The 13,928-nt window shown below is 64.5% G+C and carries 11 protein-coding genes; 7 read left to right on the forward strand and 4 right to left on the reverse strand.

The features are described 5' to 3' along the window. The first annotated feature begins 87 nt into the window (after positions 1–87). Together ACN9MW_RS20195 and ACN9MW_RS20200 are read left to right on the forward strand one after the other, a co-directional pair. A complete protein-coding gene (locus ACN9MW_RS20195) occupies positions 88–2,529 on the forward strand; it encodes a family 20 glycosylhydrolase (protein WP_426162302.1) in 2,442 nt (813 codons plus the stop codon). Positions 2,530–2,632: 103 nt separating this feature from the next. Then, positions 2,633–3,442: a pre-peptidase C-terminal domain-containing protein gene (locus tag ACN9MW_RS20200; RefSeq protein ID WP_426162303.1), complete on the forward strand. Its 810-nt coding sequence runs from the start codon at positions 2,633–2,635 to the stop codon at positions 3,440–3,442. A gap of 8 nt (positions 3,443–3,450) precedes the next feature. Here the strand turns inward: ACN9MW_RS20200 and ACN9MW_RS20205 are convergent, their stop codons facing one another. Continuing rightward, positions 3,451–4,986 carry a hybrid sensor histidine kinase/response regulator gene (locus ACN9MW_RS20205; protein ID WP_426162304.1) on the reverse strand — a complete coding sequence of 512 codons (1,536 nt, stop codon included), beginning with the start codon at positions 4,984–4,986 and terminating at the stop codon, positions 3,451–3,453. Beyond that, entirely contained in the window at positions 4,979–6,472 is a 1,494-nt protein-coding gene (locus ACN9MW_RS20210) for an ATPase domain-containing protein (RefSeq protein ID WP_426162305.1), read from the reverse strand. The genes ACN9MW_RS20205 and ACN9MW_RS20210 overlap by 8 nt, the downstream gene beginning before the upstream one ends. Before the next feature lie 317 nt (positions 6,473–6,789). Between ACN9MW_RS20210 and ACN9MW_RS20215 the strand changes: the two genes are divergently transcribed. Further along, positions 6,790–7,965, forward strand: coding sequence for an MFS transporter (locus ACN9MW_RS20215; RefSeq protein ID WP_426162307.1), 1,176 nt, complete (start codon positions 6,790–6,792; stop codon positions 7,963–7,965). A 2-nt stretch (positions 7,966–7,967) separates the two neighbouring features. On the opposite strand, the gene ACN9MW_RS20220 is transcribed toward ACN9MW_RS20215, so the two are convergent. Then, the gene (locus ACN9MW_RS20220) at positions 7,968–8,657 is read right to left on the reverse strand and encodes a hypothetical protein (protein ID WP_426162308.1); all 690 of its coding nucleotides are present in this window, start codon (positions 8,655–8,657) and stop codon (positions 7,968–7,970) included. Between the two features lie 4 nt (positions 8,658–8,661). After that, positions 8,662–9,276 (reverse strand): transglycosylase domain-containing protein, encoded by a 615-nt coding sequence (locus tag ACN9MW_RS20225; RefSeq protein WP_426162309.1) that lies wholly within the window; start codon positions 9,274–9,276, stop codon positions 8,662–8,664. Positions 9,277–9,453: 177 nt separating this feature from the next. Here ACN9MW_RS20225 and ACN9MW_RS20230 point away from each other — a divergent pair, with 177 nt between their 5' ends. The 4 genes from ACN9MW_RS20230 (at position 9,454) to ACN9MW_RS20245 (ending at position 13,871) form a co-directional block, all read left to right on the forward strand. Next, the gene (locus ACN9MW_RS20230; protein ID WP_426162310.1) at positions 9,454–10,695 is read left to right on the forward strand and encodes a paraquat-inducible protein A; all 1,242 of its coding nucleotides are present in this window, start codon (positions 9,454–9,456) and stop codon (positions 10,693–10,695) included. Then, positions 10,688–12,325 (forward strand): intermembrane transport protein PqiB, encoded by a 1,638-nt coding sequence (locus ACN9MW_RS20235; RefSeq protein WP_426162311.1) that lies wholly within the window; start codon positions 10,688–10,690, stop codon positions 12,323–12,325. The genes ACN9MW_RS20230 and ACN9MW_RS20235 overlap by 8 nt, the downstream gene beginning before the upstream one ends. After that, on the forward strand, positions 12,322–12,921 hold the full coding sequence (locus tag ACN9MW_RS20240) for a PqiC family protein (protein ID WP_426162312.1): 600 nt from the start codon (positions 12,322–12,324) through the stop codon (positions 12,919–12,921). Before ACN9MW_RS20235 ends, ACN9MW_RS20240 begins: the two co-directional genes overlap by 4 nt. A gap of 65 nt (positions 12,922–12,986) precedes the next feature. Then, positions 12,987–13,871 (forward strand): AraC family transcriptional regulator N-terminal domain-containing protein, encoded by an 885-nt coding sequence (locus ACN9MW_RS20245; RefSeq protein WP_426162313.1) that lies wholly within the window; start codon positions 12,987–12,989, stop codon positions 13,869–13,871. Positions 13,872–13,928: the final 57 nt, after the last annotated feature.

Raw genomic sequence — 13,928 nt, forward strand, 5'->3', positions numbered from 1 at the left:
AACGTTATCCGTATTGTAGCGAGAGATGTAGCAGGTAAGGCAACTTTATGCTAGCGTTACCAATTCTCAACGAAACAAGCTGATCCCATGACTTCAAAACGTTTGCTTGTTAGCCTCGCGCTGCTGCTGGCGCTCCCCGCCGCCATGGCGGCGTCACCCACCGCTAACGGCGAACGCCTGCAAGTACGCTGGGAGCTGCAGGACGGAGGCAAAGGCGGCCGGCTTGAAGTCAGGAACCTGGACCACCATCCCCTGCCGGCGCAAGGCTGGGCGCTCTACTTCAACTGCATCGAATGCGCCGTGGCAGGGCCGCTGGCTGGCCAGTTGGCGATCGACGCGCTGGATGGCACCCTGTACCGCCTGCGCCCGCAACCGGGCTTTCGCGGCCTCGCACCGGGACAGTCGCTGAACGCGGTCTACCGCGCTCCCAGCGCCGACGCCAAGGCCTACCGCGCCCCTTCCGGCCTGTACCTGGTCTATGAGGCGGCGCCGGACAAGTCGCAAGCCGTTGCCGATTACCGCATGCTGCCGCTGCCGCGCCCGGACCAGCTGGGAAAAGGCCAGGCGGTAACAGCCCAGGACCTGTACCAGCGCAACGCAGGAACCGATGTGCTGCCTGCCGGCGCCCTGCCGCCAGTCTTTCCCACTCCGCTGCACCTGCAGCAAGGTGCCGGCACGCTGCACCTGGCGGCGGCGCCCGCCCTCGTGGTCGCCGACGGGCTCGAACCGGAAGCCGCCCTTGCCGCCAGCCTGCTCAAGCAATACTGGCCCGCCGGCGCACGTGCGCCATCCAGCGCCACCTTGCGGCTCTCAGTCGGCGCCGTCGCCGGCCAGTCGTCGCCGGAGGCCTATACCCTGGCCGTAACGTCCGATGGCATTGCCATCACCGGCAACAGCGCCGCCGGGGTGGCGCACGGCCTGCAATCGCTGCGCGACCTGTTGCCGCTGCCCGGCGCCGGCCGGCAGCAAGCAGTAGAGCTGCCGCTGCTGGCGGTGACCGACGCTCCGCGCTTCGGCTATCGTGGCCTGATGCTGGACGTCAGCCGCAATTTCCAGCCCCGGCAAACCGTCTTCCGCCTGCTCGACCTGATGGCGCGCTTCAAGCTCAACGCCTTCCACTTCCATCTGACGGACGACGAGGGATGGCGCCTTGAAATCGCCGGCCTGCCGGAACTGACCGGCATCGGCGCGGTGCGTGGTCACAGCGCAAAACCTGGCGTGCGCCTGCAACCCGACTACGGTTCCGGCCCTAGCGCCAGCGATCCGCACGGCAGCGGCTACTACTCGCGCGCCGACTACATCGAGATCCTGCGCTATGCGGCAGCCCGTCACATCGAGGTCATCCCGGAAATTGAAATGCCCGGCCATGCGCGCGCCGCAGTCAAGGCCATGGAGGCGCGCTATCGGCGCATGAAGGCCGCCGGCCAGGCCGGTGCCGGCAAATACCTGCTGAACGACCTGGACGACCGTTCGCAATACAAATCAGCACAGAACTTCCATGACAACGTGATCAATCCGGGCCTGGAGTCCAGCTATGCCTTCATCGAGCACGTGGTGGGCCAGGTCGCAGCCATGCACCGCGAAGCGGGCGTCCCCTTGCGCACCCTGCACGTCGGCGGCGACGAACTCGCGGCGGGCGCCTGGGAAAAATCCCCCGCCAGCCGCAGCCTGATGGCGCGCCGCAAAATGCAGTCCACCGCCGACCTGTGGGATTACTTCTACGACCGGGTCGACGCCATCGTGCGCCGGCAAGGCGTGGCAACCGCGGGGTGGGAAGAACTGGGCACGCGCAAGCTGATACCGAACCCGCATTTCGCCCAGCGCGGTTTCCGGCTGCACGTCTGGAACAACGTCGGCGCCGCGGCCGACCTGGGCTACCGGCTAGCCAATGCCGGCTACGACGTGATCCTCGCGCCCGCCACCAGGCAATACCTGGACATGAGCCACAACCTCAATCCCGACGAGCCGGGCGTGAACTGGGCCGCCTATATCGAGCTCGATGACGTCTACAACTTCATCCCGTTCGACAAGAGCTTGAGCGACGCCGGCAGGCAGCGCATCCGCGGCCTGGAAGCTGCGCTGTGGACCGAAACCATCCGTGATCCTGCACTGATCGACTACCTGCTGGTGCCGCGCCTGCTGGCCATGGCCGAACGCGCCTGGGCCGCCGATCCTGCATGGGCCACCGAATCCGATTTCGCCCGGGCCTCCGCCTTGCACCGAGCCGAATGGTCGCGCTTCGTCAATGCACTGGGCCAGCGCGTGCTGCCGCGCCTCGACCTGGAGCCTGCCCCGCTTGGGCCCGTCCATTACCGCATCGCACCGCCCGGGCTGTCGAGGGATGGCGGCAAGGTCCACGCCAATCACGCCCTGCCCGGCCTGGCGCTGCGCTACACCAGCGACGGCACCGAACCGCATGCCGCCAGCCCGCTGGTAGCGGGGCCCATCGCCGATCGCGGCCTGATCCAGGTGGCCGCCTTCGACCGCAACGGCAGGCGCGGCGCCGTATCGCGCATCGACAATCCCTGATCGTTTCGTGCGCCGCGTGACGCGCAGGCCGAATTGCCGTATCCTCCCGGAGCAGTATTGCCTTAAATACAACATTGTGAAATTATTTATTCCGGGAGACTACATGAAGAGCATATTGGGCGCCCTGGCGCTGGCATTTTGCGCAGCGCAGGTTTCGGCAAACGCCAACACGATTTACCTGACCCGCCACGCCGAGAAATCGGCCACCGGCACCGACCCTGTGCTGACCGCGGAAGGCCAGGTCCGCGCCACCAACATCGCCGCCACGCTGAAGGACGCCCAGGTCAGGCACATCTACTCGACGGCATACCAGCGCACGCAGCAGACTGCGCAGCCCCTGGCCGCCTACCTGAACCTGCCGGTCACCACGTACGATGGCGGCCAACTGGCGACGTTCGCGCAGCAATTGCGCGCCTTGCCCGACAACGCGCTGGTAGTCGGCCATTCCGACACCACGCCCGAGCTGATCCGGCAACTAGGCGGCGATCCGGGCAGCGCCATCGCGGAAACGGAGTTCGACCGCCTGTACCAGATGACGTTTGGCGCGGACGGATCGGTCACCACCACCCTGCTGCATTCGATGCCAAGCACCCTGAACCTGCCTTGCGCCAGCGTGACGCTGAACCAGTCCAACCTGTCCGCCACGGCCGGCAACTGGCTGTACTTCAGCATCAACGTGCCGGAATGCGCGAATACCCTGAACGTGAACATGAGCGGCGGCAGCGGCGACGGCGACCTGTACGTCCGCTTTGGCGCGCAGCCGACTGCCAACGATTATGCTTGCCGCCCCTACAAGACCGGCAATGCCGAATCCTGCGCGCTGGCCAACCCGCAAGCCGGGACCTGGTACGTTGGCATCCCCTCCTACGCCACTTTCAGCGGCGTCTCGCTGAACGCCAGCGCGGCCCAGTAAGCACGCGGTCAGGCGCGCTGCAAGGCCAGATCCCGGATCTCGGACAGGTATTTGCGCAGCACATTCAAATCCACCGGCTTGACCAGATAATGCTGCATGCCGGCGTCGGATGCGTGGCGGCGCGCCTCGTCGTGTCCCCAGCCGGTCATGGCGATGAAGACAATGTCTTCGCCGCCTTCCATCTCATGGATGCGCCGCGCCGCTTCATGGCCCTGCATGTCGGGCAGGCCGATATCCATCAGAATGGCATGAGGACGAAATCGTCCAGCCAGGGCGATCGCGGCCTGCCCGTCGTTGGCTTTGGCGACCGTGCAGCCCTCCATTTCCAGCATCACCTGCAGCATGTCCGCGCCATCTTCATTGTCGTCCACAACCATGATACGCAGCGAGTCATCGGAATGCGCCGAGGATGGTCCCGCAGCAGAGCGCTCCTTGCTGCGGCGCTCAGGCACCACGATCGGCATGCGCAGTACGAACTCGCACCCCTTGCCGACGCCCGCGCTGGCGACCGAGACGCTGCCACCATGCATGTTCGTGAAGCGCTGGGTCAGGCTAAGCCCGATCCCCAGGCCGCCGAGTGAATGCGAGCGCCCAGCCCGTCCCTGGACGAACAGGTCGAAGATGCGCGAGCACGCCTCCGGTTCAAGCCCGGCGCCATGGTCACGCACAGTGAACACGATATCCTTGTCGTCCACGTCGGCGTACAGGTGGATGGTCGAGCGTGGCGGCGAGAACTTGGCGGCGTTGCCCAGCACATTGGCCAGGCTTTGCACCAGGCGCGCACGGTCGCCGAACAACAGCACGCTGCCCGCCGGCTGGCGCAGGTCCAGCGTATGGCCCGCCGCGTCGATCTGCTGGCGGCAAATTTCCACCGCATGTTGCAGCACTGTCGCCAGGCTGACGCGCTCGCGTTGCAGTGCAACTTTGTCGTTGGTGATGCGGGCCACGTCGAGCAGGTCGTCCACCAGGCGCGTCAGGTGGCGCACCTGTCGTTCAACCACCTGGCTGATGCTGCGCACTTTGGGATCGGTGCCCGGTATGGTATTCAGCACATCCATCGCCGTGCGGATCGGCGCCAGCGGATTGCGCAACTCATGGCCAAGGATAGCCAGGAATTCATCCTTGCGGCGGTCGACCTCGCGCATTTCATACTGGCGGCGGCGGGCACGCCCAGCCGAGAGCGCCGCGCTCACCAGCGTTGCCCTGCGCACCGGGCGCTCCAGCAGCGTAACGTTGCCGACTTGCTCAAAGATCCTCTGCACTCCAGGCGAATCGAGCCCCTCCTTGCTCAATACCAGCACCGGCAAGTCGGACCAGGCCGGCTGGACAGCGAGGAAGCCCGTGATCTCGCGCAGGAATGCATCGTTGAAGGCCTCTTCGACCACGAACAAGCCTGCCGCCCCCTGCTGCAGTTCTTTCACCACATCGCCCAGTTCAGTGCAAATATGGCAGGCCAGGCGCGCCTGGCCCAGCACCTGGCCGATCAGGCGAGCATCCTTGCCGACCGGGGCAAATATGACGATACGATGCTCCAGCTCACTCATGCCCTGCTTCCTTCTTCCCGTTGGATATGCTCACGGGCACCCCGGTCAGGATGCCGCGGAAGCCTTTCAGCACGAGTCCCACTTCGATCCCCTTTTCGCCGATCGAGAAGGCGCGCAAGGTGGTTTCATGCTTGCTGCCGCGTTTCTTGAAGACCGACACGGCCTTGTGGATTGTGCCGTCGGCTTCGTAGTAGCGCAGCAGCAGCACATTATCGGCGAGGTAGCTGACGTCCACATTGGTGCCCGTCGGGCCGATCACGCCCTGTTGCACGCCGACCAGCATGGTCGCCACCCCACGCCGCCCCAGGTAGGTCAGCACTTCGCGCAATTGAATGGTGAGGAAGCGTGCTTCCGGCATCGCATTCATATAGCCATTCAAGCTATCGATCACGATCACCTTTGCCCCGTCGTCGGCAGCTTTGCAGACCGTGTGCGCAAACTGTCCCGGCGACAGTTCAGCCGGATCGATCTGGTTGACGGTCAGCAATCCCGCAGCCAGCGGCGTGCGCAAATCCATGCCGATGCCATCTGCGCGGTTCAGCAAGGTACTAAAATCCTCCTCGAAGACGAACATGGCTGCCTTCTGCCGGCGGTCCGTGACGGCCTTGACGAATTGGGCCGCAAGGCTCGACTTGCCGGTGCCAGGCGGGCCCGAAATCAGGGTGCTGGAACCCTCTTCAATTCCGCCGCCAAGCAAGGCATCAAGGGACGGCAGCCCGCTTCTCACCTGGCCCCGCTGTACCAGCTCGCGTGAGTCTGCCGCCACAATGCGCGGATAGGCAACCGCGCCGCCGGAAATGATCACGTAGTCATGTGGCCCGCGCCGGAAGTCGATGCCGCGGTACTTCAGCACACGCAGCACGCGGCGTTCGGCCCCATAGCCCGATTCAAGCTGCTGCAGCGAAATCACGCCGTGCGCGATGCTGCGCACCTGTTGGTCGCCGCCCACGGCCGCTTTGTCGTCGAGGAACAGCGCGGTGCAGGCGCGCTTGGCGAAATACTGCTTCAGCGCCAGCACATGCCGCCGATAGCGCAAGGGATTGCCAGCCAGTAGCTGCAGTTCCGACAAGGAGTCGAGTACCACCCGGGTAGGACAGAGCCGCTCAATCTGCGCCAGGATCAAACGGTTGGTCTCGCCCAGCTCGATCTCAGAGGGATGAAACACGGTATATTGTTCGTCAGGATCAAGCACGCCTTCGGCTGGGATGATTTCGTGCACGGTGATGCCGTCCATCCGGAAGCCGTGCGATTGCGCCACCGCACGCAGTTCTACTTCGTTCTCCGCCAACGTAATGTATAGCACCGTTTCGCCGCGCTGGGCTCCCTCGATCAGGAACTGCAGCGCCATCGTGGTCTTGCCCGTTCCGGGATCGCCTTCCAGCAGGTACAGGCGCTCCTTGGTCAGCCCACCGGCCAGGATGGTGTCCAGGCCAGCAATGCCGGTCGAGATGAAGGCATCCGTCTGCTTGTTCTGCGGCTGGAGCATGGCTGTCCTGCACTAAGATTGTCGATAAAACACTATAGCAGGTGTTGCCGAACGGCTCGTTTCGATTGCCCTTTATTTGCGCACGATAACTTTCCTCAATTGAATCAATTACTTGCCTGGCCGTGCGCAGCCTTGTTAACAGGGTTTTCCACAGAAACCGTTAACAACTTCCGGGCGCCGAGCAACCATGGCAGGCAGCGGCAAGGCAAGAGAATTGTTGAATTCAAATCAAAAGTGTTTGGCAAATCCTGGGCTTAATCCGCAAATATTGCCCCGGTACACTGCGATCCATTGAAAAACTCCAGGAGTGTCTTCCAATGCGATCCTCTACCGCCCTGTTAGCCCTTGCCACTGGCGCCTTCGCCATCGGCACCACCGAATTTACCCCCATGGGCTTGCTGCCCGTGATCGCCGACGGCGTCAATGTCAGCATTCCCACCGCCGGCATGCTGGTTTCGGCCTATGCTGTCGGCGTCATGGCCGGCGCGCCGGTGATGACCTTGCTGTTCAGCCGCTTCGGCAAGCGTGCCGCCCTGATGGCGCTGATGCTGATCTTCACTGTCGGCAACGTGCTGTCGGCCTTTGCGCCGAGCTATACCACCCTGCTGCTGTCGCGCCTGATCACCAGCCTCAACCATGGCGCCTTCTTCGGCATCGGCGCCGTGGTGGCCGCCAGCGTCGTGCCGAAGGAGAAACAGGCCAGTGCCATTGCGGTCATGTTCATGGGCCTGACGGTCGCCAATATCGGCGGAGTGCCGGCCGCCACCTGGATCGGCCAACAGGTCGGCTGGCGCGTCGCCTTTGGCGGCACCGCCGTGCTGGGGCTGGTCACCATCGCCGCGCTGTGGCTGGCCTTGCCCAAAGGAGAACCCGGCACGCCGCCCGACCTGCGCCGCGAACTGAAAGTGCTGGTGCGTCCCGAAGTGCTGCTGGCGATGGGCACGACCGTGATGGGTTCCGGCGCCATGTTTGCGCTCTATACCTATGTGGCGCCAATCCTGGCCGAGATCACCCACGCCGGCCCTGGCTTCGTCGCCTTTGCCCTGGTGCTGATCGGTGTCGGTTTCACGCTCGGCAACAGCCTGGGCGGCCGCCTGGCCGACTGGTCGCTCGATGGCGCCACCAAGCTGATTCTCGCCGCGCTCGCCGTTACCATGGCGGTACTGCCGCTGGTCATGCAGACCGAGGCCGGCGCTGCCATCGGCCTCGTGATCTGGGGCGCTGCGGCTTTTGGCATCGTGCCGCCCGTGCAGATGCGCGTGATGCATGCGGCGGCGCAGGCTCCTGGCCTGGCCTCCTCCGTGAACGTCGGCGCATTCAACCTGGGTAACGCGCTTGGCGCGGCGCTGGGCGGCGTGGTGATCAGCCAGGGCCTGGGCTATGGCGCGGTACCGCTGGTTGGCGCCGCGCTGGCTGCCGGCGGCCTGGCACTGGTCTGGCTTGGCAATGCCGGCCGCCGCGATGCGTCGGCCTCCGCCGCTTCCTCGGCTTGAACCTAGCCCGGTGCCTTGAACGGCATGTCTTTCATGGGTGGGCACTTCTTGCGAGGTGCCCAGTCCCACCAGCCATGGTTCTTAACGAGTTTCATTTTCCATTGACGCTTCTGGTCTGAAGCGCAAGTTGCGGTTGCAACCAGTTCGCCGTTGGGCATCCAGGTCGGCATGCCGAGGTCGACGTACCGGGACCTTTTATCGGGGTCCGAAATGAAGTTGTAGCCAGACCAGGACATCTCGCCGTTCACGGCATATACGGCCCACGCGTCGCCATCGAGCCCGCCCCCGTGTGAAGCGGCGAGATAGGCGCGGCGGTCTTCCGAGAACAGGACACTGGTCCCGTCTTCCGTGACAGCGCCGGTCTGTTCGTTAATCAGCTTGCCGGTGAATTCGTAGGCATCTTCGACATTGACCAGGACGAAGCCTTCCTTGCGGTCGCAAAAGTAGTAGTGGACGCCGTCCATCGGCTCGTCATAAGGCGGTTCGTCCTTGAACGATTGAACGCCCGCCTTGGTGCTGACCTTCAGCAGGTGCGCGCCTTTGCGCACCACCACGCCCGCGCCAAGCTTGCTGATGCGCGCTTGATCGCTTCCCGTACGGCTCGCGCATTCCAGTTCCAGGGGAGCTGCGTGCAGCGTGGTGCCGGCAAGCGCCAGCGAAGCGAGGAAGATCGATCGGGCGAGTTTTTTCATTGGTCTATTGATTCCGGAGCTGAACGTTCACCTGCATCAGGCGCTGGACAAACTGTGCAGGATTCCTGACCGGGTGGTACAGGTTAGGCGCCTTGATCATGGCAACCAGGCCCACGAATTCCTGCTCCGAAAGCCGGTCCAGTGGCTTGCCGTAGTAGCTGAGGGCCGCCGCGCCGAAGCCGCGCACCTGCCTGCCCTCCTGGGTGCCCATATAGACCAGGGCCGAATAGGCGTCCAGTTGCTGGGGCTTGCCCAGCTTGCGGTCCAGCACCAGAGCCATCGCGTCGCGCCCGATATCGATCTTTTTGCAGCAATCGAAGACGCCGCGGTAAAAGCGCTGGAACGCGCCTGTGGCGCCGTCAAACTGCGCCTCTCCGAGGTACACGCTGCGTGCGAGCGAAGACGTGATGGTCGCCAGTCCCTGCCCGCCAAAGACGCTCAAGCCCGAATGACGGTAAAAGTCCGGGTCTTCGACCTGCAGCAGGATCTCCACCTGGCGCGGCGACAGCGGCACGGCGGATGCCTGCGGCAGGTTCTGGACGGCCGCTGGAAAAGCCGTCCAGGCCCAGGCTGCGGCAACGGCGAGGTAGCCGGCCAGCGCAAGCAGCAATGCCAGCAAAGCCCTTTGTGCTAGTCGTGCTAATCGTGCCAGTTTCAATGCGTGTCCCGGTTCGTCTTTCGAATGGCCGCAGACTGTAGCCGAACTCGGGACCCGAAAGTCTATCGAATAGTCACAGTGCCGGCTTTCATGGCAAATGTCGTATCATGCTGGCATATTTCAGTTCCCGCCCAACGAGTGCATCGATACGACCTGATTAGCTGCCATGACTGCGGCGTGCTGCATCGCCGGCGCCCGGTGCGCCCGCGCGAAAAAGCGCGCTGCGTGCGCTGCCGCTCGATCATGTATCGGGGCATACATTCCGACGCCAGCCGCATGGCGGCCATCATCCTGACCGCCCTGATCGTGTATGTCATCGCCCAGTGCTTCCCGATCGTTGAACTGGAGGTGAACGGCAATGTCTCGCGCGCCACGCTGCTGGGAGCCATCGTGGTGCTGTGGCAGGGGCATATGCCGCTGGTAGCCGCGGCGGTCTTCCTGTTTACCATCCTGCTGCCGGCGGTCGAACTGCTGTCGCTGCTGCACGTCACGCTGTCGCTGGCGGGCGGCCACAAGCCAAAACTGTTCAATGTCCTGCTGTATGCCGTCCACCTGGCGCGGCGCTGGGGCATGACGGAAGTGCTGATGATCGGCATCCTCATCACCATCGTCAAGATGACCAGCCTGGCCACGGTGGTGCTGGAGCCGGGCCTGTTCGCGTTTGCCGCGCTGACGCTGATGCTCGCCATCGTGGTGTCGTTCGACCCCAAGATGCTGTGGAACCTGGGCGACGCCCTGGCGCCGCAGCCGGACGTTCCTCCGCCCGTTCCCCAGGCAGCGTTGGCATGCCACGTGTGCGGGCTGGTGTCGGCAGACAGCGGGACACGGCGGCAGGACTGCCCGCGCTGCCACGCGCGCCTGCACCACCGCCATCCGGACAGCCTGGGCCGCACCTGGGCCCTGCTGATTGCCGCCGCCATCCTGTACGTTCCTGCCAACCTGCTGCCCGTGATGTACACCCATTCCCTGTTCGGCCTGGAGGACGACACCATCATCAGCGGCGTGCTGTATTTCTGGGACAGCGGTTCGCCCGCCCTGGCCGCGATCATCTTCGTCGCCAGCATCCTGGTACCGCTGCTGAAGCTGGCCGCCCTGTCGCTGCTGGCATGGACTGCACAGCGCCGTTCGCGCTGGCGGCCGCTACAGCGCACCAGGCTTTACCGCATGGTGGAATTCGTAGGACGCTGGTCGATGCTGGACATCTTCGTCATCACCCTGACCGTGGCCCTGGTACGCTTCCAGACGCTCGCCACCATCACCGCCGGCCCCGGGGCCCTGGCGTTTTGTGCCGTCGTGGTGCTGACCATGCTGGCATCGATGCAATTCGACCCGCGCCTGATCTGGGATCCCGTCCCGCCCAATGGAGAACAACATGCCTGAACACGACGGCGCCCCAGCCAATACCGCCGGTGCTCCCCTGCCCCAGCCCCAGGTCGACAGGGCCAGCCACTGGCTGCCTTCGCTGGTATGGCTGCTGCCCCTGCTTGCAGCGCTGGTCGGTATCGGCCTGGTGGCCAAGTCCTACTTCGACGAAGGGCCGACCGTGGTGGTCAGCTTCCGCAGCGGCGAAGGGCTCGAAGCCGGCAAGACCAAGGTGAAATACAAGGACGTGGACGTCGGCCAGGTGCGCGCGATTTCCCTGTCGCCGGACCTGAGCAAGGTGCTGGTCACCATCGACATGAACAAGGATGCGCGCCGCTTCACCGCGGCCGATACCCGCTTCTGGGTGGTCAAGCCGCGCATCGGCGTGAGCGGCGTCTCGGGCCTCGGCACGCTGCTGTCAGGCGCCTATATCGGAGTCGACGCCGGCAAGTCGAAGGACAGCAGCCACGAATTCACGGGCCTGGAAAAAGTGCCGCAAGTGGCGGGCGACCAGAAAGGCACGCACTACACGCTGCACGGCGAGTCGCTCGGTTCGATCGACGCCGGCTCTCCAGTCTTTTATCGCCGCATCCCGGTCGGCCAGGTGATCAGCTATGAGCTGGAAAACAACGGCCAGGGGGTTGCCATCCGGGTCTTCGTCAACGCGCCTTACGACCAGTACGTGGGCAAGAGCACGCGCTGGTGGCATGCCAGCGGCGTCGACCTGCAGCTCGACTCGGGCGGGTTCAAGCTGAATACGCAATCGGTGGCGGCCATGCTGGTTGGCGGCATCGGCTTCGAATCGGTCACCGGCCGCAAGCCCGACACCGTGGCCGCCGCGGGCACCGAATTCCCGCTCGCGGCCGACCAGGCCCGCGCGATGCGCGAGCAGGATGGCGCACCGATCACCACCGTGTTCTACTTCAACCAGTCGCTGCGCGGGCTCTCGCCCGGCGCGCCGGTGGACTTCCGCGGCATCGTGCTGGGCGAAGTGCGTTCGGTAGGCGTGGAGTTCGACCCGGTCAAGAAGGACTTCCGCATGCCCGTCACGGTGGACATGTATCCGGGCCGCCTGGGCCGCCGCTTCCAAGAGACGGTCACCGACGAGAAGGACCGCAACGCCGGCCCGCTGGTGCTCGAGCGCATGGTCAGCCACGGCTTGCGCGGCCAGCTGCGCACCGGCAACCTGCTGACCGGCCAGCTGTATATTGCGCTGGACTTCTTCCCCAACGCGGCGCAGGTCAAGCTGGACATGAACGCCTACCCGGTCGAAGTGCCGACCGTGCCGAACGCGCTGGACGAGCTGCAGGCGCAGATCGCCAGCATCGCGCGCAAGCTGGACAAGGTGCCGTTCGACCAGATCGGCAACAACCTGCGCGACTCCCTGAAGAGCGCCGACAACCTGTTCAAGAAGGTCGATTCTCAGCTCGTGCCGGAACTGCAGTCCACGCTGGGCGAGGCGCGCCAGACCTTCGGCGCGGCGCAGCAGGTGCTGCAGCAGGATTCGCCGGTGCAGTCCGACCTGCGTTCAGCCTTGCAGCAATTGACGCAAACCCTGCAATCGCTCAATGAACTGTCGGATTACCTGCAGCGCCATCCGGAAGCGCTGATCCGCGCCAAACCCCAGCCTGCGAAGGAGAACAAATGATGCGCTGGCATTCCCTGTCAGGCGGCGTAGTGCTTGCCTTGTCGCTGGCCGGCTGCGCAAGCCCGCCGCCGGAACGCTTCTACAGCCTCAGCAACGGCATGGCCCCTGCCGCCAGCGTGCCCAATCCGGGCTACTACATCGAGGTGCAGAATGTGACTGTGCCGCAGCAGGTGTCGCGCAGCCAGCTGGTGGTGACTTCCGGCGAAGGGCGCGTCGACCTGCTGGAGCAGGAGCGCTGGTCCTCGCCGCCGGCAGCGGAGATCGGGCAGGCCCTGTCGCTGGCCATTTCAGGCGAACTTGGCGCCATCGATGTGTTCCGCACGCCGCAGCCGGAAAAGGCCACGGTCTACCGCATCAACACCAATGTGCAGCGCTTCGAATCGGCGCCAGGCAACTATGCGCTGCTGGACGCCGTATGGAGCGTGCGCGTGGCGGGCAGCGCGCAAGTGCTGGCCTGCCGCAGCACCGCCCGTGAAGAAGTGGGCGCCGGCTATGACGCGCTGGTGATGGGCCACCGCCGCGCGATAGCCCGGGTAGCGGCGGATATCGCGAAAGCAGTGCGCAGCCAGGCGGCCGGCAAAGGCGTTTGCCCTTGACCGTTTTCTGCGCGTGGGAAATCCTGGCTCATGAACAAACCGGGCCGTGATGTTATGCTAGCCGCATGAAAACCCTGGCTGAAGCTGTCGCACAATGGACCGAGGACGCGGAAGACTACCAGTCCCCCATTGCCAACCTGTACCTGTACCGCCGCAATGAGCCGACTCCGCCGAACGTCTGCCTGGTAGAACCCAGCATCGTGATGGTCGCGCAAGGCGCCAAGCAACTGGTCATCGGCGAGCAATGCTACCGCTACGATGCACAGCGCTTCATGGTGACCGCGCTGAACCTCCCCGGCAGATCGCAGGTGCTGGAAGCGACTCCGGAGCAGCCTTGCCTTGGCCTGGTCTACAAGCTTGACCTGCGCACCATCACCGAACTGTCCACGCACAGCAGGCTGCCCCTGGCGGCCGACGTTTCCAGCCAGGGCGTGGCGGCCATCGGCAGCCTGACGCCCGCGCTGGCGGATCCTTTCCGGCGCCTGATCGCCTTGCTGGACGAGCCGGAGTCCCTGTCGGTGCTGGCGCCGCTGGTCGAGCGCGAGATCCACTACCGGCTGCTGCTCAGCGACCAGTCCGCACGCCTGCGCCAGATTGCCTCCACCGGCAGCCAGGGTTTCCGCATTGCGCGCGCACTCGACTGGCTGCGCGTGCATTACGCCCAGCCGCTGCGCCTGGACGAACTGGCGGCACACGTGAAAATGAGCACGTCCAACCTGCACCTGCATTTCCGCCAGCTGACTGCGATGAGCCCTTTGCAGTACCAGAAATGGCTGCGCCTGAACGAAGCGCGGCGCCTGATGCTGAACGAACACCTGGATGCCGCCAGCGCCGCGTTCAGGGTCGGCTACGAAAGCCCTTCGCAGTTCAGCCGCGAGTACAGCCGCCTGTTCGGCGCCCCGCCCAAGCGCGATATCGACAGCATGCGGCGCGAAGCCGCTGCTGCCTGAAGCGCCAAAGAGGATCAGGCAAGAAATCGGTGGGATTGTGCTATCAGTAGCGAAAAT

It is taken from the genome of Pseudoduganella sp. R-34 (assembly GCF_049904655.1).
Lineage (GTDB): Bacteria > Pseudomonadota > Gammaproteobacteria > Burkholderiales > Burkholderiaceae_D > Rugamonas.